General features: G+C 43.0%; 22 protein-coding genes. 12 read left to right on the plus strand and 10 right to left on the minus strand.

The window, feature by feature from the left end; all coding sequences use genetic code 11:
* Positions 1-32 precede the first annotated feature (32 nt).
* Entirely contained in the window at positions 33-599 is a 567-nt protein-coding gene (locus H4K34_RS00880; RefSeq protein ID WP_210758952.1) for a DinB family protein, read from the plus strand.
* A gap of 79 nt (positions 600-678) precedes the next feature.
* Here the strand turns inward: H4K34_RS00880 and H4K34_RS00885 are convergent, their stop codons facing one another.
* Positions 679-2,220 carry a PorP/SprF family type IX secretion system membrane protein gene (locus tag H4K34_RS00885; RefSeq protein ID WP_210758953.1) on the minus strand — a complete coding sequence of 514 codons (1,542 nt, stop codon included), beginning with the start codon at positions 2,218-2,220 and terminating at the stop codon, positions 679-681.
* A 10-nt stretch (positions 2,221-2,230) separates the two neighbouring features.
* Positions 2,231-5,188, minus strand: coding sequence for a gliding motility-associated C-terminal domain-containing protein (locus H4K34_RS00890; RefSeq protein WP_210758954.1), 2,958 nt, complete (start codon positions 5,186-5,188; stop codon positions 2,231-2,233).
* A gap of 148 nt (positions 5,189-5,336) precedes the next feature.
* Here H4K34_RS00890 and H4K34_RS00895 point away from each other — a divergent pair, with 148 nt between their 5' ends.
* A complete protein-coding gene (locus H4K34_RS00895) occupies positions 5,337-5,690 on the plus strand; it encodes a diacylglycerol kinase family protein (RefSeq protein ID WP_210758955.1) in 354 nt (117 codons plus the stop codon).
* A 3-nt stretch (positions 5,691-5,693) separates the two neighbouring features.
* Positions 5,694-6,176 carry a GAF domain-containing protein gene (locus tag H4K34_RS00900; RefSeq protein WP_210758956.1) on the plus strand — a complete coding sequence of 161 codons (483 nt, stop codon included), beginning with the start codon at positions 5,694-5,696 and terminating at the stop codon, positions 6,174-6,176.
* Positions 6,177-6,181: 5 nt separating this feature from the next.
* On the opposite strand, the gene H4K34_RS00905 is transcribed toward H4K34_RS00900, so the two are convergent.
* On the minus strand, positions 6,182-7,438 hold the full coding sequence (locus H4K34_RS00905) for an ABC transporter permease (protein ID WP_210758957.1): 1,257 nt from the start codon (positions 7,436-7,438) through the stop codon (positions 6,182-6,184).
* A gap of 96 nt (positions 7,439-7,534) precedes the next feature.
* On the opposite strand from H4K34_RS00905, the gene purH reads away from it, so the two are divergent.
* The 6 genes from purH to rodA are packed head-to-tail and all read left to right on the plus strand — an operon-like array spanning position 7,535 to position 14,515.
* Positions 7,535-9,043, plus strand: a complete 1,509-nt coding sequence (purH, locus tag H4K34_RS00910; protein ID WP_210758958.1) for a bifunctional phosphoribosylaminoimidazolecarboxamide formyltransferase/IMP cyclohydrolase — start codon at positions 7,535-7,537, stop codon at positions 9,041-9,043.
* Positions 9,044-9,048: 5 nt separating this feature from the next.
* Complete coding sequence (locus H4K34_RS00915; protein ID WP_210758959.1) at positions 9,049-10,074, plus strand: rod shape-determining protein; 1,026 nt, start codon at positions 9,049-9,051, stop codon at positions 10,072-10,074.
* 7 nt (positions 10,075-10,081) lie between these two features.
* The gene (gene mreC / locus H4K34_RS00920) at positions 10,082-10,909 is read left to right on the plus strand and encodes a rod shape-determining protein MreC (protein WP_210758960.1); all 828 of its coding nucleotides are present in this window, start codon (positions 10,082-10,084) and stop codon (positions 10,907-10,909) included.
* Positions 10,906-11,403, plus strand: coding sequence for a hypothetical protein (locus H4K34_RS00925; protein WP_210758961.1), 498 nt, complete (start codon positions 10,906-10,908; stop codon positions 11,401-11,403). The genes mreC and H4K34_RS00925 overlap by 4 nt, the downstream gene beginning before the upstream one ends.
* Positions 11,404-13,269: a penicillin-binding protein 2 gene (gene mrdA, locus H4K34_RS00930; protein ID WP_210758962.1), complete on the plus strand. Its 1,866-nt coding sequence runs from the start codon at positions 11,404-11,406 to the stop codon at positions 13,267-13,269.
* Entirely contained in the window at positions 13,256-14,515 is a 1,260-nt protein-coding gene (gene rodA, locus H4K34_RS00935; protein WP_210758963.1) for a rod shape-determining protein RodA, read from the plus strand. Before mrdA ends, rodA begins: the two co-directional genes overlap by 14 nt.
* Here the strand turns inward: rodA and H4K34_RS00940 are convergent.
* From H4K34_RS00940 to H4K34_RS00950, 3 genes are all read right to left on the minus strand, one after another.
* A complete protein-coding gene (locus H4K34_RS00940; RefSeq protein WP_210758964.1) occupies positions 14,512-14,796 on the minus strand; it encodes a DUF427 domain-containing protein in 285 nt (94 codons plus the stop codon). The two genes, rodA and H4K34_RS00940, sit on opposite strands and share 4 nt — an antisense overlap.
* Before the next feature lie 43 nt (positions 14,797-14,839).
* Positions 14,840-14,986, minus strand: a complete 147-nt coding sequence (locus tag H4K34_RS00945; RefSeq protein WP_210758965.1) for a hypothetical protein — start codon at positions 14,984-14,986, stop codon at positions 14,840-14,842.
* A 94-nt stretch (positions 14,987-15,080) separates the two neighbouring features.
* A complete protein-coding gene (locus H4K34_RS00950; RefSeq protein ID WP_210758966.1) occupies positions 15,081-15,668 on the minus strand; it encodes an RNA polymerase sigma factor in 588 nt (195 codons plus the stop codon).
* 204 nt (positions 15,669-15,872) lie between these two features.
* Here H4K34_RS00950 and uvrA point away from each other — a divergent pair, with 204 nt between their 5' ends.
* Positions 15,873-18,656 (plus strand): excinuclease ABC subunit UvrA, encoded by a 2,784-nt coding sequence (gene uvrA, locus H4K34_RS00955; protein ID WP_210758967.1) that lies wholly within the window; start codon positions 15,873-15,875, stop codon positions 18,654-18,656.
* Between the two features lie 23 nt (positions 18,657-18,679).
* Complete coding sequence (locus tag H4K34_RS00960; protein ID WP_210758968.1) at positions 18,680-19,093, plus strand: hypothetical protein; 414 nt, start codon at positions 18,680-18,682, stop codon at positions 19,091-19,093.
* On the opposite strand, the gene H4K34_RS00965 is transcribed toward H4K34_RS00960, so the two are convergent.
* The 4 genes from H4K34_RS00965 to H4K34_RS00980 all read right to left on the minus strand — a co-directional run bounded on the left by H4K34_RS00965 (position 19,090) and on the right by H4K34_RS00980 (position 23,376).
* Positions 19,090-20,562, minus strand: a complete 1,473-nt coding sequence (locus H4K34_RS00965) for a DUF389 domain-containing protein (protein ID WP_210758969.1) — start codon at positions 20,560-20,562, stop codon at positions 19,090-19,092. The two genes, H4K34_RS00960 and H4K34_RS00965, sit on opposite strands and share 4 nt — an antisense overlap.
* 101 nt (positions 20,563-20,663) lie before the next feature.
* Positions 20,664-21,023: an arsenate reductase family protein gene (locus tag H4K34_RS00970; protein ID WP_210758970.1), complete on the minus strand. Its 360-nt coding sequence runs from the start codon at positions 21,021-21,023 to the stop codon at positions 20,664-20,666.
* Positions 21,020-21,715 (minus strand): TrmH family RNA methyltransferase, encoded by a 696-nt coding sequence (locus H4K34_RS00975; RefSeq protein WP_210758971.1) that lies wholly within the window; start codon positions 21,713-21,715, stop codon positions 21,020-21,022. Before H4K34_RS00975 ends, H4K34_RS00970 begins: the two co-directional genes overlap by 4 nt.
* Positions 21,716-21,717: 2 nt before the next feature.
* Positions 21,718-23,376: a formate--tetrahydrofolate ligase gene (locus tag H4K34_RS00980; protein WP_210758972.1), complete on the minus strand. Its 1,659-nt coding sequence runs from the start codon at positions 23,374-23,376 to the stop codon at positions 21,718-21,720.
* Between the two features lie 65 nt (positions 23,377-23,441).
* Between H4K34_RS00980 and H4K34_RS00985 the strand changes: the two genes are divergently transcribed.
* Positions 23,442-24,065 carry a hypothetical protein gene (locus tag H4K34_RS00985; RefSeq protein ID WP_210758973.1) on the plus strand — a complete coding sequence of 208 codons (624 nt, stop codon included), beginning with the start codon at positions 23,442-23,444 and terminating at the stop codon, positions 24,063-24,065.
* Positions 24,066-24,201: the final 136 nt, after the last annotated feature.

Consider the following 24,201-nt stretch of genomic DNA (forward strand, 5'->3'; position numbering starts at 1 on the left):
ATTTTGATAATGCCTAATGTAAATTTGCAGCCATGAAAGCACAGGAAGCACAAGCGCATTTAAATCAGCTTTGGCAAAAGGCCCAAAAGCAATTAGAAGAACTGTTTTATTACAGTGAGGAAGAAGATCTTAAAAAACGCCTGGACCCCAAATCCTGGTCGGTTACCGAAGTGCTATTTCATATCAACCTCTTAAATGAGAGCTACCTCAAGAACATGCCTAATATCGAAAGCTTAGCTGATGCGGATGGCAATCGCAGTCTTAAACGAAGCTTTGTAGGTCGTAAATTGGAGAAGTCCATGGCTTTAAAGCCTGATGGTAGTATAGCAAAGAAGTATAAAACGCCTTCGCTTAGTGATCCCATTGCCGCTCAAAAACGTGGCCATGCAGCGGTAGAACAAGTGATCTTCCGTGAAATTGTTGAGGATTTAAAAACCATCAAGCAATACATCGACATTTTAGATGGCAAGGCTCTGGAGAAAAGCAAGGTTCCTACCCTCTTCCCTATTTTAAAAGTAAATGCTGCGGATAGTCTTTTCATTTTACTAAAACATGAACTTAGACATATCGCCCAAGCAAAGCGCATAATGCAAGGCTAGTAGGCAAAATATAAAGGCATAAAAAAAGCCGTCTCGGTACTACCAAGACGGCTTTTCTATTTTGCTAAAAGCTCGAGGCTTATTTTACAATCTTAATCCAAAGATCTCCAGTATAAGAACCATTCAGTCGGCTAGACTTAGCTTGGTCTGCTTGCTGATAGTTGGTAAACTTATACAGGTAAACATAGAAGAAATTATTGCTAGGATCTTGGAAGATCTGAGCGTCAATTCCTTGACTGTTTAAGCGGTTTTTCAAGCGAGTGGCATTGCCTTGCTCACCAAATACACCAGCAGTAACATAGTATCCTGGTGAACCTGGGCTCACATTAGAAGCTCTGTTCTCAGGAGCATAATCCTGTGGATTGGTATTGCCGGTATTACCCGTATTCGGGTTGTTGTTATCCGGCTGGTAATTGTTGTTCGGGTTGTTATTCATGTTCTGATCACGCTGATTCTGCAGATCGCGCATGGTATTTCCACCCTGATTACCACCTTGGTTTCCACCATTATTGGTTTGGTTGTTAGGAGCATTATTCTGAGCATCCTGACGCATACGTTCTAACTCGGCCTCCATTTTCTTTTTCTCTTCTTCCAGAGATTTGGCCAATTCGTCTTTGTAATTGTCTTTAAACTCTTTAATCTTCTCGTCAATAGTTTCTTCAGTTTCATCACGCTGACGACGAAGATCATGCTTAATGCGTTTCACTTCATTCTCCAAACGCTCATTCTCCTTATTACTACCGAAGCGATAAGTCAACATAAACTCATGACTGGTACCAAAGCTACTAGCGTAGGTATTAGTAGAAAAGTCATAAGCATACCCAAGAGTTAATTGCTCAGATAAGTTTAAACCGATATTGGCAGTTACTCCATAGCTAGAACGATACATAGCACCTACATAACCGTATTCTACCATATTGTAAAGCAATCCTGCATCAATTTGTACGGGTACTCCTTCTGCAGCACGAACCATAGCCATGGGGCTAAGAATTTGCTTATCGCCAGCGAATTTGAAATCGTACTGAGCAGATACTACATAGTGACGAATCAAATTATAGTTGATATCACTAGGATTAGTAGCGTAAACAATGCTCTCACTAAAAATCTGAGGAGCGGCAAAACCCAAGGTAAAATCGCGAACCATTAAGCTTAAGCCCAGGTTCATATCGAAGGTACCACGGTTAGGTGCTACAACGGTGAATACATCACCAGCATCGCGAGCTCTAACCCCACTTTGATCAATAGTCTGATTGATATAACCAGCACCTAAACCTCCAGAAAGGCTAATATCCTTAGTTAACTGTACGTGATAAGCATAATTACCATACACACCTAAACGGCTCAGGATATCGGTTTTATCGGAGAATCCATACACACTCCAACCAACACTTCCATCATTCATGGCACCGTTTACAGCTAATGCAGAAGTTTCGGGAGAACCCTGGATTCCGCTCCACTGACGACGGTGTAAAATAGTGGCTTCGGTTACTCCTCCCGTTCCGGATAAGGCCGGGTTATAGATATAAGGAGTAAAGAAATAATTACTGTATAAAGGAATCTGTTGCGCTTGTGTATAAGTCGCCATCAGTCCCAGTCCAAGCAAAAGGATTAATTTCTTCATGATCTTCATCTTATTGTTGGTTGCGGATTATAGTGATGGCGTTTTGCATGCGAATATCTCCGCCACAATCCAGAATATAATAGTAAGTACCATCAGGAAGCTCATTGCCTCCATTATCTGTACCACCCCAGGTTCCAGGGAAGTTTTCATCATCATATACAACAGAACCCCAACGGTTCATAATGGTGATCGCACAAGCGTCTCCCGCCATCAATTCACGAATATCCCAAAGGTCATTCAGACCGTCACCATTAGGAGTAAAGATGTTGAAGGACTGGTTTACCGCACTAATCTGATCAGGAATATTACTATTGATGATCAATACCAGAGAGTCGATTCCAGAACAACCACGAGCATTGGTAACCTCTACGTAAATAGTAATGGTATCTGCCAATACTCCATTTTCGAGCACTTTAGAAACCTGAATACTCTGACTGAGGAAGTCGTTAAACTCAATCGGCTTATTAGCGAACCAACGGTAAGAAGATCCACCGAAGGCAGTTAAAGTTGCTACTTCACCTGACTTAATAGTCTGATCCGGACCGGCAGCTGCATTAACCGTTAAGGCATAAATCTCAACCGTATCGCGAGTGATACATCCATTTATCCCCACTGCTCTGGCTGCATACAATCCAGGAGTATTAACATAGCGGGTAGCACCCATTACGGTTCCATTATCCCAACTTACGCTATTGAAATTACCTTGCGCAATTAAGAGAATACTATCCCCTTCACAGAGTCCGATAGAATCACCAGGGAAGAAAGCTAAGTCTGGAGATTCGTAGAAGATTACTTCGATACTGTCGGTGAAGTAATCACAAGTCTGTAAACCGAAACGGTTAAAATAAGTAGTTGATAAGCGGAACCAGGCGGTATCCTCATTTACTCTTTTTAAAGTTGTATCGATTTGAAGAGTAACTAAAGTGTCATTCAAGAGATTGGCCCACATATTAGTTTGTGGATTCCATTGCTGCCACTGATAGTTCCAAGGGCGTAAACCTAATACCGTGTCGGTGGCTGATACCAATGCTGAATCATACAAACAAAGGTTATAGCCGGTTAAACCAGAACTGGTTCCTGGGAACTCAATCTCCGCAGTAGAAGTTAATGGGATAGAGTCAACAAACACTTTGTAAACTTTAGAGGTATCAGTACAAATACCATCATCGATAGAAACCCAGTAATTACCACTTTCATGGACAATAAAGTCTCGGTTAATTTCACCGGTAAGTGGATATTTTACGCGAGCTCCTAAATTCTGATCTAAGGAATCACTTAACCATTGGTAGCTATAGCTATATCCAAAGTTAATAAGACTGGTTGGAGTTGAAGGGGCCCGAATAATGGCCGAATCAACTTCGCAGAAGTTTACTGAATCCTGTCCTACGATAAAAGCATTAGGTGAATTCACAATAGAAAGATCGTAATCTGGGAACCAGCGCACCGCTACACTATCCGACTCAAAGAAACAAGTCTCGATATTGGTAAAGGTTGTACGCGTTGATATCCGAACTCGGAAATAACGCAATGCCGGTTTCGGATTTTGGAAATAAGGTTGTCCTGGATCACTCAAGCTCGTATCCACTACCAATTCAGGTAAAGTATCAAAACTTAAAGGACCACCGGAAACAGATTTCCATGGGTTAGCACCGGGAGGTACGCTTGGATCATACCACTGCCATTCGTACTTCCAACCTGGATCTGGAACTGAAGGTAAGGTGGTAAGAAGTACCGAATCCTTCATACATATCTCGTTGAATACAGTTGGTCCGACTAATCCTGGGAAAGGCACACCTACTACATCTGCTTGAGGAACGGTATCAATATTTACCCAGAACATATTACCCATTGGAGTAGTATCCTGGCAGTAGCCATCAGAAACTACAATACGGTAGTGATTCCAACCTGGCTTTGAACTATTCTGATTGATTTGTAAGGTTCTTTGAGTTCCGGTAGGAGTAGTAATATCATACCAATCAAATTTACCCGTCACGGAATTAAATGAATCGGTGATCCATTGGTAAGAGAATACTAAACCAGTTGCAGGATTAACCAAAGGACCATCTAATAAAGCGATTTCATTCTCACAGAGTTCAATCGAATCTCGAGGTGAATTATTATTAGAGGGCTTATCTACACGATATGCAAAAGCATTTAATGCATTAGAAGCATTAAAAGTTACGGAGGTTGGTGTATTTAATTGGTTTACAATTACCTCATCCGAGAATATCGAACAAGGACCATCAATAACCTCACATTTATAAACTCCCGAAGAACCTACGATAATAGAATCATTGGTTTCACCAGGAATAGCAGCCGTACCATTGTACCACTGATAAGAATTACCATCATTAGCAACGCGTAAGAAAACGGAATCTTTCTTACAGAAACCGATATCGACTACAGAGGTAGTGTATTTATTATCAAAAGTGTCCATGCGAGATTGATTGCGGATCAAAGCAATCGAATCGATCATGGCGATGGTTGGAATACGGTTCACATTATAAAAGGCAGTATCACTAGCACCATTTGCAGTAATATTGCCTACTCCATCACGGTTGGTAATCCTTAAACTGGAACCAAAGAGATTCGAATTACAAGGAATCGCCAGTACCGCCCATTTCAAACCCGGTCCGAAAGTATCTAAAACCGAAGTGGCTTGAGTTACAGGATTGTTATTCGTCCAAAGCTCCACTAAACTTAAATTGATACGTGCTGCCCAGTTGGGAGGACTAACGGAGTTTGTTAACTCGTAAAAGAAGTCGGATGTGCTGGAAAAGCTAGACCCGGCTTTAATTTCATACCGGACTGTGATTGTATCACATTGACAAATCCCTGTCGGGTTGCCTGGATTGTTACTCACTAGCTGTAGGTCGATATCTCCCACTGCTACTTGCCCAAAGCTAAAAGCAGGCAATAACAGAAGCAGGCTCCATAGACCAGAGAGCTTGTACAGGTTCTTCTTCATAATTAGGATTGTTTGCAAAATATTGGCAATTTACAGCATTCTTTAGGACTGGTCTTATGAAATTGACAAGGGATATTGACAATTTAGTTAACGACCTTTGCCTTATGTACACTGCTCATTAAACCCATACGTAAAAAAACAGCAAAAGGTGGGGTATCTAAAAAAGCGAATTTTTGCCTTCCGTGTTGCATTTGAGGGACTTGGACTCCTATTTAAAGAGTCAGCTCATGCACGTATACATTTACTGGCCATAGTACTCGTTAGCTCAAGTGCTATTTATTTAAATGTGAGTAATAGCGAGTGGATCGTCCTGATTCTCTGTTATGGCGCAGTGCTTAGTCTCGAAGCGATGAACTCAGCCATAGAGTATGCAATTGACCTTAGCCATCCTGAAAAACATCCTTTAGCAAAAAAAGCCAAGGACATCGCTGCGGCAGCTGTTTTAATCGCTGCTATTTGCAGTGTGATTATCGCCCTGATTATTTTTGTACCCAAATTCTAATAGATGCATCCATTGCTTTTAAGCAAAATCAAAGAAGAGCTAGAATCGATAGAGGATATTAGTCAAGGGCTCTTAAAAGTATGTGAACTGATTCACAGCGAAATGGAGGCCTACGATTGGGTGGGTTTTTACTTCATGCATCATCCTAGTCGAAAATTACATTTAGGACCTTATGTAGGTGCTCCAACCGATCATACCCTTATCGACTTCGGGAAAGGCATTTGTGGTCAAGTTGCGGAAAGCGGGAATAGTTTTCTGGTAGAGGATGTTAATGCACAGTCTAATTATATCGCCTGCAGCATTGATGTGAAATCTGAAATTGTAGTTCCGCTCTACCAAAACGGCGAATTAATCGCCCAAATTGATATTGACAGCCATTTAATAAATCGCTTTCAAGCAGAGGATGAGCAATTTCTAGTAGCTGTAAATGAGCTATTAGCCCAAAGATACTCGGAGCTAAGCCGCTATATTGATACGCTGATTTAAAGGTACTACTGTCCGCTGCGAATCGCTTCTACCGGATCTAGTCGGGAAGCACTTAGGGCTGGAAGAAATCCGGATACCAAGCCAATGACAATCGAAATACTTAGGCCTTGGATGACATTCTTAAGGCTCACGTAGATTTCAAAATCCATTTCACCCATTATATAGGGTAAAGCTAATTGCGCACCGTAAACCATTGCAATTCCTAGGCTTCCGCCGATGAGGCATAAAAGCACCGACTCCAACAAGAATTGGCTCAGAATAAAATGTCTTTTGGCACCCAAACTCATTTGGATTCCGATCTGGTTGGTTCTTTCCCGAACGCTAACGAACATGATATTCGCGATTCCAAAACCGCCAACCAGAATACTAAAACCACCAATTACCAGGCCGGATAATCCTATCGCAGCAAAAAAAGAATCCAGTCCATTAGAAATCACCGAAATTTCATTTAGAGAAAAATTATCATCTGCCTTTGGCTTTAAACGTCGAATGGCCCGCATGGCTCCGGTAATTTCATCTTTCATCGCACTCATCTCCACCCCTTCCTTGGCTTGAGCCATGATGGTCCCCCCATTTTGATTCTTTAGACTCATCAGGTTTCCCACATATTTTATAGGAACCAGAATAGCTCCATCCATATTTTGCCCAACCAAACTTTGACCCTGTTTTTCTAAAACACCGATCACCCTCAGTTTACGACCCAGCACACTGAAATCTCTACCAATAGGATCAGCGCCACCGTAAAGCCCTTCTGCCACATCATGTCCTAAGATAGCAATGGGATTTCCTTTTCGAGATTCCAGGTCGGAGAAGTAACGACCCTCGGATAATTCAAAATTCCAAATGCGATTGTAATTATGTGAGGCACACATCACGTTTACCCTTTCCACCGAATTCAATCCGTATTTAAGGGTCTGATTGACCCCGAAAACATAAGCGATGTACTCAACCGTGCTAAGGCGCTCCTCCAATTTTTCCATTTCGTAAAAATCGGGTTCCGGGCGCTGGAAATATTTCCACCATTTGTATTCGCCAGATCCTCCACCCCAAGGCCACTTTTGCACATAAACCACATTACTCCCTAAGCTCTCCACACTTTCGCGGATATTTCGCTCTAAAGAATCAACAATGGTAAAAACAGCAACAATGGTTAGGATACCAATGGTTACTCCAATCAAGGAGAGAAAAGTGCGCAAACGGTTTACTCGCAAGGCATGCAAAGCAAAGCGTAAACTCTCTTGAAAAAGGCGAAGGAAGACCATGATCTTGAATTGCAATTCAAAGGTAAATGAATTTTGTCCAAGGCCTTTCCATGCTTTTAAAAAGCACTAATTTTGCCCTTTAAAAAATTTTTCAGCATGCCTTCAGTTTCCGGTGCACCTACCGCCTTGATCTCCGTATTTTATAAAGATGGCTTAGATAGCCTCGCCCAAGCCTTAGTTGATAAGGGTTATACCCTCTTATCTACTGGAGGAACTCGCAAATTCCTGGAAGATCTGGGACATAAAGTAGAAGCCGTAGAGGACTTAACCAGTTACCCTAGTATTTTAGGAGGAAGGGTAAAAACCTTACATCCCAAAGTATTTGGGGGCATTTTAGGTCGTCGCAATTTAGATAGCGATATCGCTGAAATGAATGAATTCGAGATTCCCTCCATCGATGTAGTGGTGGTGGATCTCTATCCTTTCGAAGAAACCCTAGCTTCAGGAGCTTCGCATCAAGATATTATCGAGAAAATTGACATTGGTGGAATTTCCTTAATTCGCGCCGCTGCCAAGAATTATAATGACACTTGGATTATTCCCTCGCGTGAATATTATGCTCAAGCGCTTGAAGTATTAACTTCTGATAGTCTTAATGAGGAAGTTCGCAAACAATTTGCAGCTGCGGCTTTCCGCATTTCTTCAGCCTATGACACCCATATTCAAGCCTATTTAAGCGGTAATTATCAAAACCTTATTTTAGGTCAGGAACATCCTTTGCGTTATGGTGAAAACCCACATCAAAAAGGAAGCTTCTACGGTAATATGGAAGAGGTTTTCGAGCAACTACATGGAAAAGCTCTTTCCTATAATAACTTGCTGGATGCAGATGCAGCGGTAAATCTGATTCGCGAATTTGATGAAACTACCGTAGCTGTATTAAAGCACAATAATGCCTGTGGTATCGCATCACGCGAAAGCGTTTTAGACAGCTGGACTGATGCCCTTGCTGGTGATCCGGTATCTGCCTTTGGTGGCGTTTTGATTTCTAACCGTGAAATTGACAAAGCCACCGCGGAGGATATGCATAAAATCTTCTTCGAGATTGTTATTGCTCCTTCTTACAGTGCCGAAGCTTTAGAAATCTTGCAGCAAAAGAAAAACCGCATCATTTTAATTCTGAAGGATTTTGATGCGCCCAAAATGCAATACAGAAGCCTCTTAAATGGCATTCTGGCTCAAGAAAAAGATCATCATACCGACAGCCAGGAAGACTTAAAAGTGGTAACCAAAGTAAGTCCATCAGCAGAGGAGATTGAAGATCTGCTTTTTGCCTCAAAAATTTGCAAGCATACCAAGTCAAATACCATTATCTTAGCCAAGAACAAACAATTGATCGCGGGGGGTACCGGCCAAACTTCGAGAGTTGATGCTTTAAAACAAGCCATCACTAAGGCCAAGGCTTTTCACTTCGAATTAGAGGGAGCGGTTATGGCATCGGATGCCTTCTTCCCTTTCCCTGATTGTGTTGAGATTGCCAATGAGGAAGGAATCAAATCGGTAATTCAACCTGGCGGATCAATCAAAGATCAGCTTTCGATCGACTATTGCGATCAGGAGCAAATGAAAATGGTATTTACCGGCATACGCCACTTTAAACACTAAGAGAATTGGGACTTTTTGATTTTTTACGCGAAGACATTGCGATAGATCTGGGCACTGCCAATACCCTGATCATCCACAACGATAAGGTGGTGGTAGACGCTCCTTCGATCGTCGCAAAAGATCGCATCAGCAATAAAATCATCGCCGTTGGTCAAACTGCACGGCAAATGCACGGCAAGACCCACGAGGATATTAAAACTATTCGCCCCCTTAAAGACGGAGTTATTGCCGACTTTGAAGCTTCTGAGTCAATGATTCGGGAGATGATTAAAAGCATTCCGGCTTTACAAAAGCGAATGATTCCCCCTGCCCTGCGCATGGTAATCTGTATTCCTTCCGGGATTACAGAAGTAGAAAAACGGGCGGTAAAAGATTCTGCTCAAAAAGCAGGTGCTCGTGAAGTATATCTCATTCACGAACCTATGGCCGCTGCAATAGGTACCGGTGTGGATGTGCAGGAACCTAAAGGAAACATGATTATCGATATCGGTGGCGGTACCACGGAGATTGCGGTATTAGCCTTAGGGGGTATTGTTGCCGATAAGAGTATTAAAGTTGCGGGTGACGTATTCACCAACGACATTGCCTACTATATGCGCACGCAGCACAACCTCTTTATTGGAGAGCGCAGTTCGGAAGAAATTAAGATTAAGATTGGTTCAGCTTTGGATGAGTTGGAAAACCCACCTGAAGATATGCCGGTACAAGGTAGAGACCTGCTTACCGGTAAGCCCAAGCAATTGATCATTACCTATAAAGAAATTGCCAAAGCTTTGGATAAGTCTATTATCCGAATTGAGGATGCGATTATGGAAGCCCTTTCCTTGACGCCTCCAGAACTGGCAGCTGATATTTACAATAGCGGTATTTACATGGCCGGCGGAGGTTCTATGCTTCGCGGTTTGGATAAACGAATTAGCATGAAAACGGATTTACCGGTATATGTGGCCGAAGATCCATTACGTGCAGTAGTTCGCGGTACGGGTATCGCCCTTAAAAATATCGGGAAGTACAATTTCTTGATGAGCTAAAAGCCTTATGCGGTACTTCCTTATACTGCTGCATAGGAGCCGAATTCTTTTACTCTTTATTCTTTTGGAGGCCATTGCTGTATATTGGGTGGTCTCTGCCAAAAGCTATCCCCGTGCGCAATTCAACAGCACTACCACGGAGATTAATGGTCGCATAAGTAATTTTCAGGATGACTTTCAGTCTTACCTCAATCTGCGCATTGAAAATGAGCAATTGGCCGAGGAGAATCGTAGGCTGAGGGAGCAGTTAAATGAGTCCTTATTGGTCCAGAATTATGGCGCCGATACGATTAATGATAGTGTGCTTAATCAGCGCTATACCTATCTTCCGGCCAAAGTGATTCACAGTAGCCATTTGAAAGCCAGTAATTACTTGATAATCGATAAAGGCTCTCGCAGCGGAATCAAACCGCATATGGGGGTAATAGGACCTCTAGGAGTAGTGGGTATGGTATCCTCCGTAAGTGCCAATTTTGCAAGGGTTATCCCACTGATCAACAATAGCTTATCCATTAGCGCTGCCCTTAAACACGAAGGCTACTTTGGTCCTTTAAAATGGCCCGGTGAAGATTATTTAATGAGTCAGGTAACAGACATTCCTCGCTATTCCAAGGTGGAAGCAGGTGATACGCTGATTACCGATGGCCGCTCTCGCTATTTCCCTCCGGGGATCTCCATTGGGATCGTTCAATCTAAAACCTTGCAAGCCGATCAGAACTTTTTCAGCTTGGAAGTGGCCTTAAGCACCGACTTCGCAAATATCGCCGAAGTGTACGTTGTTAAGGATTTGTTTAGCGCGGAACTAGATACCCTTCAAAATCCCACCGTGCAATGAAGACGCTCCGCGACATAGGGATCTTGCTGTTCATGATAGCGGTTCAGGTATTCTTTCTTAATGAATATCTCTTCAATCATTATCTCAATCCCTATTTATACATCTATCCTGTATTTAGCATCTTAATCTTTTATCCGCGGTTTTGGCAATTGGTGATTGCCTTTGCCTTAGGAGCCTCTATCGACATCCTGGAAGAAAGTGCAGGTGTGCACGCTGCTGCGACTGTCTTCTTAGCCTTCATTATGCCTATCCTTACCCGAATTTTTGGAACCGGTAGAGAAGATAATCCGGATGTACCACAATTTAAGACTATGAGCCTGGAACGCAGATTAGGTCTGCTCTTTGTAGGTTTCTTCCTGCATCATTTAGTTTTATTTGGCCTAGAGAGTTTTCAGTGGAATCAATTCGGTATCTTGTTGCAAAGAAGTCTGTACAGCAGTCTTTTCTCTTTTATTTTTGTACTCCTGTATCAACTTTGGAATGCCCGTCGCTAAATGCAGCGCAAATACCTTTTTTATTTTTTCTTCATTGCCATAGCCCTGGTATTTGCCGGGAGGCTTTTCTATATCCAGGTTTTACAGGAAGAGTATAAGTTATCGGCCCTCAACAATGTGGTTCGAATTGAAAAGGTGTATCCTGGGCGCGGTCTTATTTATGATCGCAATCAAAAATTATTGGTAGGAAATCAAAGTGCCTACGATTTGATGGTGGTGCCTGCCCAGGTTCAGGTGAAGGACACCCTAGCCTTTTGTAGACTGGTAGGTTTGAGCAAAGAGGAGTATCGCAATAGAATGCTAGCGGCCAAGCGCTATTCCTATTTAAAGCCCTCCATCTTTGTAAAGCAAATTAGCAAAGAGGATTTTGCTCTAATACAAGAGCAATTACACTTATTCCCGGGTTTTTATCCGCAAAAGCGGATTCTCCGGGATTATATGACTCTGGCTGGGGCCAATGTTTTGGGCTTTATCGGTGAGGCGAATGAGCGTTATATCCAAGACCATCCTGAATATCAATTAGGAGACCTCATCGGGAAAACCGGAATTGAAAAAAGCTATGAAGATGTTCTTAAGGGGAAAATCGGTGTAAACTACCGCTTGAAGGATGTGCATAATCGGGTGATGGGTCCCTACCAAAATGGTGATTTCGACACCTTACCTGAGCCAGGATTGGATGTGCAGAGCACCATCGACATTGTTATTCAAGCTTATGGTGAAAAACTGATGCAAGGTAAACGTGGCTCCATTGTAGCCATTGAGCCTTCTAGTGGAGAAATTCTGGCTCTGGTTACCAGTCCTTCCTATAAGCCCGACTTAATGGTAGGTCGTCAACGCTCGGTGAATTACAACCGCCTCTATCGCGATAGTATTAGCCTTCCCTTATTTGACCGTGGACTATTAGCCGAATATCCTCCGGGATCTCCCTTTAAAGTGATAAATGCCTTGATTGGCTTGCAGGAAGGCACTTTGACTCCAAGCACCAGTTATACTTGTCATCATGGCTTTCATTACGGTCGCTTGCATGTAGCCTGCCACTGCGGAACCAATTACCCAATTGCCCTGAGAACGGGGATTTCCAAAAGTTGTAATAATTACTTCTGCCAGGTCTTTAAAAACATTATCGAAAAATACCCTACCGCTCAAGAGGGCATGAACGTTTGGAGTAATCATGTAAAGAGCTTCAATATTGGCCAGTTTTTAAATAATGATTTACCCACTGGAAGAAAAGGACTGGTACCGGATGCTGATTACTACGATCGCGCCTTTGGCTACAAAGGTTGGAAAGCGGTAAGTACCATTTCTTTGGCTATTGGTCAGGGGGAAATGCTTTTGACTCCTATTCAAATGGCGAATATGACTGCCGCCATTGCCAATCGAGGATACTATTATACGCCTCATATTATTAAGAGTATTGGGGGTAAACCTATTGATAACAAGCAGTATACAGAGAAAAAACAAACTACTATTGACAGTATTCATTTTCCTGTGGTTATCGAAGGTATGTTCGATGTATTTGAAAGTGGTACCGCCCGAGGTGCACGGATGGAAAGCATCCAGATGTGCGGAAAAACCGGAACAGCGGAGAACCCTCACGGACAAGACCATTCCATTTTTGTGGCTTTTGCCCCCAAGGATAATCCCAAAATTGCCATTTCGATTATTGTAGAAAACGGCTACTGGGGCAGTCGCTGGGCCGCCCCTATTGCCAGCTTAATAATTGAGAAGTACTTAACTGGCGAGATTAGTCGGCCCGAAATGGAAAAACGCATGTTGGCTGGTGACTTAAGTGAAGAATACGCCAAACAATTAATTGAAAAATACGGCCTGGAGGTCATGGACACTACCGCAAATGCGTCAAGGTAATTTAGGAATACAAAAGATTGATTGGCTAACCGTGCTGCTTTATTTCAGCCTGGCTATTTTGGGCTGGCTAAATATCTATGCCGCGGTTTACGATGAGGCGCATTCCAATATCCTCGATTTTACCCAGCGTTATGGCAAGCAATTGTTGTGGATTGGCACCTCAGTCCTGATTATCATTTTCCTTTTTATTCTGGATGGCAGCGTCTTTCAAACCCTGGCCTATCCCATTTATGGGCTCAGTATGCTCTCGCTCTTAGCGGTTCTGTTTTTTGGAAAAGAGATTGCCGGTGCCCGTTCCTGGTTTGTGATTGGTGGCTTTAGTTTGCAACCCTCGGAGTTTGCCAAATTCGCCACGGCCTTGGCCTTAGCGGCCTTTCTGGGGAAACCGGAACGAAACCTCAGTTCCTGGCGTACTAAAATTGTGGCTTTCGGAATTATCCTTCTACCAGCGATTTTAATTGTACCTCAACCTGATCCAGGCTCCGGCTTAGTTTATTTTAGTTTAATCCTGGTGCTATACCGCGAAGGGCTTTCAAGCTCCTATATCATTGCCGGAATAAGCATCGCTGTGCTCTTTTTACTGAGCTTACTCATCCCTATTCTTTATCTGCAGTTAATCTTGGCCGCAGTAGCCCTCATCATCATATTCTTAGGGCGTAAAGTGCGAGGCTTTTGGCTCAGGGTAACCGCCATATTAGCGGTGGCTTTGGTTTTGGTGAATAGTGTGGATTATGCCTTCAATAATATACTCGAAGATCGGCACCGCAACCGGATCAATATCCTTTTAGGAAAGGCACATGATCCCAAGGGAATTGGCTATAATACCACGCAATCCATGATTGCCATTGGTTCTGGAGGTTGGAGTGGCAAAGGCTATTTGCAGGGAACCCAAACTAAATTCGATTTTGTACCGGAACAGAGTACAGACTTTATCTTCTGTACGGTAGGTGAAGAATGGGGCTTTTTAGGCAGTGCCTTATTGATAGTGCTCTTTAGCCTCTTATTCTTTCGCTTGGTTCATCTGGCTGAAAGGCAAAAATCTAGCTTTGCCCGGGCCTATGCCTATGCCGTGGTGAGTATACTCTTTTTCCACTTTAGCATTAATATCGCCATGACCATTGGCCTGGCTCCGGTTATAGGCATTCCCCTGCCCTTCTTTAGTTATGGCGGATCCTCACTATGGGGTTTTACCTTTTTGCTTTTTATCCTGATAAAGCTGGACTCCTACCGCTGGCAGACCCTTTAATCCTCCTTTACTTCTACACCATTCCAAAAGGCCACATAGGATTTAATATGATTAGCCAAAGGTTTAGTTTGAGGATAATACCAGGCTGCATCCGGGTTTTCTTTCCCATCTACCGTTAAATGATAATAACTGGCCTCCCCTTTCCAAGGGCACCAGGTATGGGTTTCAGAATCTTTAAAGAATTCTTTCTTGATCGAATCTGCTGGGAAATAGTGGTTTCCCTCTACAACTATGGTTTCGTCGCTTTCGGCAACGACCACTCCATTCCAATAAGCTTTCATGGCTGCAAGGTCTAAAAAAAAGAGCCCCCGAAGGAGCTCTTTATTAATTTTGGATCATCTCGAAATCCAGACCATTTTCCAATTTTTCATAGCGATAAGCCTTCGAAAAATTGAGGATGTTTTTAATGGTTTGCCGGTCTGGCCGTGCGTTCACTTGATGATCATTTCGTAAAGTAGTTGTTTTATCCATGTACCGTGTTTGAAAATAGACCTATCTATAACGGCAAGGAGAAAACGATTAGTATTTCATTTCAAAAAAAATTGCAGAAACACCGAAACATGTTTTAGGAAAGACTCAAACTCATATTATGTTCCTGCATCAATTTGCGAAGATTGATCAGTGCATAGCGCATCCGACCTAAAGCTGTATTAATGGATACTCCGGTTTGATCCGCAATATCTTTAAAGCTTAATCCGCTGAAATGACGCAGGCGTAATACCTCTAATTGCTCAGGGGGTAATTTTAAAATAAGCTTGTGTAAGTCTTTCTCAATTTGCTCGCGAATCATACCGGTCTCCGCATTTTCGGAACCATCCTTAATAATTTTAAAGATGTCGTACTCATCATTGGGAGTAACCGTAGGAATGCGCTTTTGCTTCCGGAAATGATCTATCACCAGATTGTGCGCAATTCGCAGTGCCCAATTCAGGAACTTACCTTCTTCGTTGTAATTGCCCTTGCGGAATGTTTTGATGATCTTCACGAAAGTGTCTTGAAATACATCATTAGCGAGATCTCTGTTTTGAATCTTGCTAAGGATATAGGAAAAGATCCTTTGCTCGTGTTTATTGATCAGAAAAGAAAGGGCTTTCTCGTCTCCGTCGATGTAGAGCTTGATTAGCTCAGCATCTTTCATTGCAGTGTAATCCATAGTTCACATGATTGGGGTTAATAAATCAATCCTAAAAAACAATCAAGTAACTATGTATCTATAAGCAATGGGTATTTAGTTAATAGACGTTGGTAGCTCTGTTTGGTTGGCTACCCATGTCAACAAATATATAATTTTTGTTTTCAATCCCACAAACGCAAGTGGGTTTGGTACTTTTGCTTTTTGCTTTCTTTAACGTTTAGTATGACAAAAAATTCCCCTTCCCATAAGGATTGGATTGAAATAAAAGGTGCGCGCGTTCACAATTTGAAGAACATTAGCCTGCGCATCCCTCACGGAAAGCTAACCGTAATTACCGGATTATCAGGCTCTGGCAAATCTTCATTGGCTTTCGACACCCTCTACGCCGAAGGGCAACGACGCTATGTAGAAAGTCTATCTTCCTATGCCCGTCAATTTTTAGGTCGATTGGACAAACCCGAGGTAGATCAAATTAAAGGGATAAGTCCGGCCGTTGCCATCGAACAAAAGGTGATTTCACGTAATCCCCGCTCTACCGTTGGGACGAGCACCGAGATTTACGATTACCTCAAAGTACTTTATGCCCGTATTGGCAGAACCTTCTCCCCGCTTAGTGGTGAAGAAGTAAAGAAGCATCATATTGAAGATGCCTTAGAATTTGTGAAAAGCCTCGCACCAGATACTCGAATTCTCTTAAAGGCTCCTTTGCATTTACATGATCGCAGTTTAAAAGATCAACTAGAGATTTTAGAACAGCAGGGCTTTAGCCGATTATCCTGGAAGGGTGAAGTGGTTCTGATTAATGAACTGGATCCTAAAGAAGTAAAAGATCCAGAAAGCTTGGAGATTGTTGTGGATCGCCTTACGGCAGATATCAGCAGTGATGAGCAATTAAATCGTTGGACCGACTCCTTGCAAACCGCCTTCTTTGAAGGAAGAGGCTTATGCCGGATTGAACTATTTGCTAAGAATGAGACCCGCGAATTCTCCAATAAATTTGAATTGGATGGAATTGAATTCGAAGAGCCAAGTCCCCATCTTTTTAGCTTCAACAACCCTTTTGGGGCCTGCCCAAAATGCGAGGGTTTTGGTAACATTATGGGAATTGATGAGGATTTGGTAATTCCCGATTCCAGTCTTTCCGTATATGAAGATGCCATTTATCCCTGGCGAGGAGAAAAGATGCAGGAATGGAAACTGCAATTGATTCAAGGTGCAGAGAAAGCCGGCTTCCCCATTCACCGACCTATCTTCGAGCTTAAAACGGAAGAATATGACATGCTCTGGGATGGCAGCAAGCATTTTAAAGGTCTCAATGAATTTTTCGAATACCTAGAATCCAAATCCTATAAGATTCAGTTTCGGGTAATGCTCTCCAGATACCGCGGAAAAACCCGCTGTACCTCCTGTAAAGGCAGTCGACTGCGCAAAGAAGCTACTTATGTTAAAGTTGGTGGATATGCCTTAACCGAATTGGTAAACTGGCCCATTGATAAGCTGCAAAGCCATTTCGAAAAGCTGGAACTTAGCGAGTCTGAACAGCAGATTGCGAAACGCCTCTTAATTGAGATCAATAATCGTTTGCGCTACCTCTGCGACGTGGGCCTTCCCTATTTAACGCTAAACCGTGTTTCGAATACCCTATCCGGTGGTGAATCACAGCGAATTAACCTGGCTACCAGCCTGGGAAGTGCTTTGGTGGGATCCACCTATATTCTGGATGAACCAAGCATTGGCCTGCATCCACGTGATACAGAACGATTGATCCGAGTGGTGAAAAATCTGCGCGATCTCGGTAATACCGTTGTGGTGGTTGAGCATGATGAGGAAATGATGCTGGCCGCGGATTATATTGTAGACATTGGTCCGGATGCAGGTATCCACGGAGGAGAAATCCTCTTTGCCGGTACTCCTCAAGAATTGATTGCCAAAGAAGATACTTATACGGCCCGTTACCTGCGAGGTGACGCTAAGATTGAAGTTCCGGCTAAAAAAGAAGCTCGCAAATTCATCGAAATCTTTGGTGCTCGAGAGAATAACCTCAAGAATATCGACATCCAAATTCCCTTACATCGCTTTACGGTCGTTACCGGTGTTAGTGGCTCAGGGAAGTCGAGCTTAATTCGCAAGATTTTATACCCGGCCCTTAAAAAACGCTTAGGCGCTTATGCTGATAAAACAGGAAAATTTGGTCGCATAGGTGGCGCCATTAACGACATTGGCGATGTTGAGTTTGTAGATCAAAATCCTATTGGTAAGAGCTCTCGTTCCAATCCGGTAACCTATCTCAAAGCATACGACGATATCCGTGCCCTTTATGCATCGCAGCCTCTATCGAAAAGCCGTAAATACAAAGCGGGATATTTCTCCTTCAATATTGATGGCGGACGTTGTGAGAAATGCCAGGGCGAAGGCGAAATCACCATTGAAATGCAATTCATGGCCGATGTGCACTTAAAGTGTGATGAATGCCAGGGACAGCGCTTTAAGAAAGAAATTCTGGATGTGAAATTCGAAGGCAAGTCCATTTTCAATATCCTCGAATTAACCGTAGATGAAGCAATTCCCTTCTTCCGCGAAAGCGGCCAGGAAAAGATTGCCGACAAAATTCAGCCTTTACAGGATGTAGGCCTGGGTTATGTTAGTATGGGTCAGAGCTCCTCTACCCTTTCTGGCGGTGAAGCCCAGCGGATTAAGTTGGCCACCTTTTTAGGAAAAGGCCAGAGTCAATCGCCGGTGCTTTTCATTTTTGATGAACCTACCACTGGATTGCACTTCCATGATATTCAAAAGCTATTGCAAAGCTTCTATGCCCTGCTTAAAAACGGACATAGCCTAGTGGTTATTGAACACCATCCTGATGTGATGAAATGTGCCGATTGGATTATCGACCTCGGACCCGAAGGTGGCAACAAGGGCGGGAAATTGGTTTACCAAGGGGCCCCAGAAGGTTTATTAGAGGTAAAGGATTCCTATACCGGAAAATACCTGATCGATAAACTATAAAGCCATCTAAGGGTTTAGTAGCTATGGGAAATCCCGAGCGACGTTTTCGACTTAGGCAAGATCATGAAATTGTGGGCTATATGCGCAAGCTTAGCGAACGCATGGTGCTCTTTTCCAAAGATGGTTTTTGGTGGCGAGGCTATAAACCCGAATACAATGAAGTGGACGAGTTTATTGGAATCCGTGACTGTAACAATCGCTATATCTACGAATGGGATATCCTCTATTTCAAGGTAGATCCTGATGGACCCTACGAGGAAGGCGTAATTCTTTGGGAAGGAAATCAGCAAGTCTTTGGCATAAAAGCCATTCGACATGATAGCTTCTTCCCTTTAGAATTGGAGGGCATCAGCCTTTTCAATCCAAGGGAATTACGCGTCTTTTCCCATCTCTGGTTAAACCCAGAATTAAAAAGACAATTAGGAGTTCAGGATTAGTTTTTCAAACCCTTTACTTCAACTTCCATGGGTTTTAGCATAACCAGCTTACGCTGAACGGAAATAGTATCTACTTGCAAGCGGGCCTCCAACCATCGACCAATGGTTTTGCATTCTGCATCTAAACCATTGGTATCCGGAGCATTCCATTTCAATTCGGCCATCATTAGGGTATCGGTTGCGCCTTCGGTAAACTCAACCATACGGGCCATGGAAACGCTGTATAAGCGCGGATACATCACCTGCAATTCCTTATGAATTTGCTGCAAGGGTAAATGCTGGCGTCGCTCCCCTTCTAGGGCTAATTTCAACTCTGCGATGGTGCGATCCTTATCCTGAATTTCCAATTGAGATTTCGAGAATACATCTACCAATTTGGTGACCTCTTCCGAATTCATCTGATCCATACTTTGGGGCTGGACCACTTTTAAAACGGAACCTTCCAAATTATAGGCTCCCAATTTTGAACGCCAAGAATCAATGATCTTGGCAGGAATAGGTTCACCAAAAAAGACCAGGTTAATTTGAGTCTCTTTTCCTTCCTCATGCAACACTTCCTTCTTCACCAATTCAGCGCCATCGTACAAGACATTTTCAGCGATAAAGGATTCTACCCGACGATTAAAGTAAGATTCGGTAACCACATTGTAAAAGGTATAGCCACTGGGAACTACGATAATTAAGATAACCGCTACGATATAGCGACGGGCACGTTTTGCTCTTACTTGATCTACAAATTCCTTAACCGGGAAGTTGAGGAAACGCACAATTACGAAGGTCGCCAGGCTAATAAAAATGGAGTTGATTAAGAAGAGGTAGAAGGCCCCCATAAAGAAGGACCACTGTCCGGTAGCCAAACCATAACCTGCGGTACAGAGTGGTGGCATCAGAGCGGTGGCAATGGCAACACCGGGTACCACATTGGTTTTGATACGTCGGTTAGCCGCTAAGATACCCGCTAAACCACCGATAAAGGCCACAAATACATCTAATAAGGTAGGACGTGTACGCGCTAATAATTCCGATTGTGCATCTACCAGCGGTGTAAGGCTAAAGTAAATAGTACTGGTAATGATACTCACCGAGAACATAATGGCGAAGTTGCGCAAGGAGCGCTTCATGGTGGCCCAGTCGTTAATTCCCATACTTAGCCCCATCCCCAAGATTGGACCCATTAAGGGAGAAATAAGCATGGCTCCAATTACAACCGCTCCTGAGTTTACGTTCAATCCGATGGAGGCAATCAGAATACTGAAGATCAGAATCCAAACATTATAGCCTTGGAAATCAATATCCGCTTTAATCGATTCGATGGTATCTTGAGGATGCGCATTCCCTTCAATTCGAAGCGTTTGATTTAAAAACTTCCGAACATATCTAAAAGCAATCGCTAATGGATTATGCTCAGGATGATGTGATTCCGGATTAGGACTTGGAGTATTAGTTTCGGTGTTTGAGTCGGTAGTCATGGGTTCAAATCAAAGAGGAAAGATATTCCAAAAAACAATTCCACGGTGGAATGTTCAGCTTGGGCTGTTTATTTTTTGATCCAGTAAATTAGAAACTATTCTTAGCTATTGGCTTCAAGAAATGCCTTTACGGTTTCTGCATTCGATTTGGAATTACCAATAAAAATCTGATCGTCCCAAACCAAAACCGGACGCTTTAGAAAACTGTAATGTTCCAAAATCAAATCCTTCAAATCGGCCTCAGTAAGATCGGCCTGAGCCAAATTGCGTTCCTTATACAATCGCGCACGCTTACTGAATAAAGCTTCATAAGTACCAGACAGTTTATACATGGCGTCTAATTGATCTGCAGTAATGGCTTCTTTCTTAATGTCTTGCTGATACACAGATTCCGGTAGGTTCCAATCCTTCATCAATCGTTTGCAGGTATCGCAGGTACTGAGGTAAAATATTCGTTTCATGCTTTGTTTTGAGCTTCCCATTCTTGTTCAATTTTTTCCCGCAGGGGCCAGGCTGAAGCTCCCAGGCGCTCCATCGTCCAATCCAATTCCAATTGCTGGCGTTCATCCTCTTCTAATTTCCAAGGATAGTCAGAGCTGCGTAAACTCTGACTTAATTGCTGTAGAATAAGTGCAGAGGCTACCGAAACATTAAAGCTTTGGGTAAAGCCATATTGAGGTATGCGAATCTTAGTTGCGGCTGCGGTGCGAGCTTGTTCTGATACACCATCCCATTCGGAGCCCATCAATAAGGCCAATTTATTTCCCTGATATTGAAAGTCTGGGAGATCCACATCGCCATCTGGATCAGCCACCACTAATTGATAGTTCTCCTTTCTTAATTGCTCCAAGCAGAGCTCTAAATTATTCTGATTACGCTCTTGATAGCGATGAAGACTGATCCATTTGGTTGAGCCCTTTGCAATAGCTTTGGCCAGGCGAGCTTCATAACGTTGGCTTACCAAATGCACATCTTGGATACCAAGTATATCGGCTGTACGTAAGAGCGCACCAATATTATGCTCTTGGCGAATATCCTCCAGCACCAAACATAGCTTACGGGTTCTTTGGGCAGCAACGCTTTCAATGCGCTCCACTCGCTCGGGAGTTAAATGTTGCTTTAACTCCTTCAATAATTCGGATAAACTAATCAAGACTAAAAGAGACCGCTAATATTTCCGTCTTTATCAATATCAATGTTTTGAGCAGCCGGAGCTTTAGGTAAGCCTGGCATACGCATAATCTCGCCGGAAAGCGGAATTACAAAGCCTGCACCGGCAGCGATCTCAATACCACGAACTTGGAAATTAAAATCTTTAGGTCGCCCTTTTAAAGTCGGATCGTCACTTAAGGACTTTTGGGTTTTCGCAATGCAGATAGGCGCATCATCCATTCCTAATTCTTGAATACGCTTTAAATCTCGGCGTGCCGTGCTGGTAAAGCTCACCTTAGCGGCACCGTAAAACTGAGTGGCAATTTTCTCAATTTTTTTCTCCACGGGTAAATCAAGATTGTACAAGAAGCTAAAATCATTTTCAGCTTCGTCGATGGTCTCCAAAACGGCTTTGGCTAAATCTACTGAGCCCTCGCCTCCATTGGCCCAAGCCGTGCTAGTTACCGCGCGAACACCTAATTTTTCACATTCTTCAATTACGGCTGCAATCTCTGCTTCCGTGTCGGTGGGGAAACGATTTACCACTACCACTGCGGGTAGGCCAAATTGCTTCACATTTTCGAGATGCTTTTCCAAATTGCACATCCCCTTGCGCAAGGCATCTACATTTTCAGTTTGCAGTTCTGCCAATGGCTGCTCCCCATGATATTTTAATGCTCGCACCGTGGCTACTAAAACCACTACTTCCGGCGCCAGAGCTGCGGCACGACATTTAAGATCGAGGAACTTCTCCCCGCCTAAATCAAAGCCAAAGCCGGCTTCGGTGACAACATAATCAGCTAAACGTAAACCCGTTTGAGTGGCAATAATAGTATTAGTTCCCTGAGCAATATTGGCGAATGGACCACCGTGCATCAGCACCGGATTGCCTTCTAAACTTTGCACTAAATTCGGTTTGATGGCATCTTTCAATAAAGCGGCCATTGCACCTTCGGCTTTCAGGTCACGAGCAAAGACAGGCTTGCGATCAAAGGTGTAGGCAACCAGAATATTTCCCAGTCTTTTCTTAAGATCATTAAGATCAAGAGCCATACACAGAATAGCCATAATTTCAGAAGCAGCGGTAATATCAAAACCGGTTTCACGGGGCATACCATGACTGCGACCACCCAAACCTACATTGATATGACGTAAGGCGCGATCATTCAAGTCCATCGCTCTTTTCCAAAGTACAGAGCGAGGATCTATCTGTGGTGATTGATTGAAATGAAGGTGATTGTCAATTAATGCGGAAAGTAAATTATGAGCGGATTCGATGGCGGAGAAATCTCCAGTAAAATGCAGGTTGATATCTTCCATCGGTACCACTTGGGCGTGACCACCACCAGTAGCTCCACCTTTAATACCAAATACCGGTCCCAAAGAGGGCTCGCGAAGAACGGCTAAGGAGCGCTTTTTAAGCTTGCATAATGCATCATGCAAACCAATACTCATGGTAGTTTTTCCCTCTCCGGCTGGAGTAGGGGAAATAGCCGAAACCAAAATCAGTTTACCCTGTTTGGCTTCTTTGGCAATATGGAGTGGTAGTTTGGCTTTGTATTTTCCGTAGAACTCGAGATCCTCTTCTTTGATGTCTAATTTCGAGGCTATCTTATCAATGGTTGCTGGCTCGTAAGCTCTTGCAATATCTAAATCGGTCATGTAATTTGGTTTGGAAAAAGTATGTACCTTTTCCCTGCAAGTTATAACCTAGATTCTAGATTCCCTTGAAGAATAAGCGCTTTTTTAGGTCAGACTTTAATGTCTGCTTACTTCTTTGTGTTCTCTTTATATACACTCCACAAGCCCATGCTCAGGAAGCATCTCCTTCCAAAGCTGAATATGGAAAAAAGGAATTTATACAGGATTTTCAGCAGGCCGTTTTATTGGTCCGTTTACAGGATAAAGATCTTAGCTTAAAACGCCTCGAAGAAGAAGGGCTAATGGAACAAGCAGAAAAAATTCGCGAAAAACAGCGACGCGAAAACCGTGAAATTGTGCTCTCCTTCCGAAAGACCTTCGACTTTTGCCCGGTCTATTTCTTCTATGCTAAAGACAGTGAAGCTATTCGCAGCGGTGATTATATAGGAAAGCTTTTCAATGCTGATCTCCAGAGTGTTAAGCTCTCTCCTGATCAAAAAGTTTTTACGGCCGAATTTGCGGAAACAGATGATTTAGGTATCGATGGTTTAATTATCCGGGATGATCAGCTATTATCCTTTGAAGATCCCCTTCCCTACTTCCAAAGACGTTTTGTTTTCTTTGGTTTGATTGAGCGATCCAAAGCTCGCATGGTAGAGACCTACAATAAGCGATTACATCAATACGCTGAAAAGTATCGTCAGGGCTAAGCCCCTTTAAGCCCAGCTTATTTACTGATTTAGAAACAGTCAGGCTTAGATCCAATGACTCGCTTTCTCATTTTCATATTGATTGATTTTAGCAATATAATTATCAATCTAATTGTCATGCTCGATATTTAGCCGC

This window comes from Croceimicrobium hydrocarbonivorans, assembly GCF_014524565.1.
Classification (GTDB): Bacteria; Bacteroidota; Bacteroidia; order Flavobacteriales; family Schleiferiaceae; genus Croceimicrobium; species Croceimicrobium hydrocarbonivorans.

What these genes read in the sequence shown, in the direction of transcription:
- H4K34_RS00880 (WP_210758952.1), top strand. Translation starts at nt 33, where the DNA reads ATGAAAGCACAGGAAGCACAAGCGCATTTAAATCAGCTTTGGCAAAAG.
- H4K34_RS00885 (WP_210758953.1), bottom strand. Translation starts at nt 2,220, where the DNA reads ATGAAGAAATTAATCCTTTTGCTTGGACTGGGACTGATGGCGACTTAT.
- H4K34_RS00890 (WP_210758954.1), bottom strand. Translation starts at nt 5,188, where the DNA reads ATGAAGAAGAACCTGTACAAGCTCTCTGGTCTATGGAGCCTGCTTCTG.
- H4K34_RS00900 (WP_210758956.1), top strand. Translation starts at nt 5,694, where the DNA reads ATGCATCCATTGCTTTTAAGCAAAATCAAAGAAGAGCTAGAATCGATA.
- H4K34_RS00905 (WP_210758957.1), bottom strand. Translation starts at nt 7,438, where the DNA reads ATGGTCTTCCTTCGCCTTTTTCAAGAGAGTTTACGCTTTGCTTTGCAT.
- purH (WP_210758958.1), top strand. Translation starts at nt 7,535, where the DNA reads ATGCCTTCAGTTTCCGGTGCACCTACCGCCTTGATCTCCGTATTTTAT.
- mreC (WP_210758960.1), top strand. Translation starts at nt 10,082, where the DNA reads ATGCGGTACTTCCTTATACTGCTGCATAGGAGCCGAATTCTTTTACTC.
- H4K34_RS00925 (WP_210758961.1), top strand. Translation starts at nt 10,906, where the DNA reads ATGAAGACGCTCCGCGACATAGGGATCTTGCTGTTCATGATAGCGGTT.
- mrdA (WP_210758962.1), top strand. Translation starts at nt 11,404, where the DNA reads ATGCAGCGCAAATACCTTTTTTATTTTTTCTTCATTGCCATAGCCCTG.
- rodA (WP_210758963.1), top strand. Translation starts at nt 13,256, where the DNA reads ATGCGTCAAGGTAATTTAGGAATACAAAAGATTGATTGGCTAACCGTG.
- H4K34_RS00940 (WP_210758964.1), bottom strand. Translation starts at nt 14,796, where the DNA reads ATGAAAGCTTATTGGAATGGAGTGGTCGTTGCCGAAAGCGACGAAACC.
- H4K34_RS00945 (WP_210758965.1), bottom strand. Translation starts at nt 14,986, where the DNA reads ATGGATAAAACAACTACTTTACGAAATGATCATCAAGTGAACGCACGG.
- H4K34_RS00950 (WP_210758966.1), bottom strand. Translation starts at nt 15,668, where the DNA reads ATGGATTACACTGCAATGAAAGATGCTGAGCTAATCAAGCTCTACATC.
- uvrA (WP_210758967.1), top strand. Translation starts at nt 15,873, where the DNA reads ATGACAAAAAATTCCCCTTCCCATAAGGATTGGATTGAAATAAAAGGT.
- H4K34_RS00960 (WP_210758968.1), top strand. Translation starts at nt 18,680, where the DNA reads ATGGGAAATCCCGAGCGACGTTTTCGACTTAGGCAAGATCATGAAATT.
- H4K34_RS00965 (WP_210758969.1), bottom strand. Translation starts at nt 20,562, where the DNA reads ATGACTACCGACTCAAACACCGAAACTAATACTCCAAGTCCTAATCCG.
- H4K34_RS00970 (WP_210758970.1), bottom strand. Translation starts at nt 21,023, where the DNA reads ATGAAACGAATATTTTACCTCAGTACCTGCGATACCTGCAAACGATTG.
- H4K34_RS00980 (WP_210758972.1), bottom strand. Translation starts at nt 23,376, where the DNA reads ATGACCGATTTAGATATTGCAAGAGCTTACGAGCCAGCAACCATTGAT.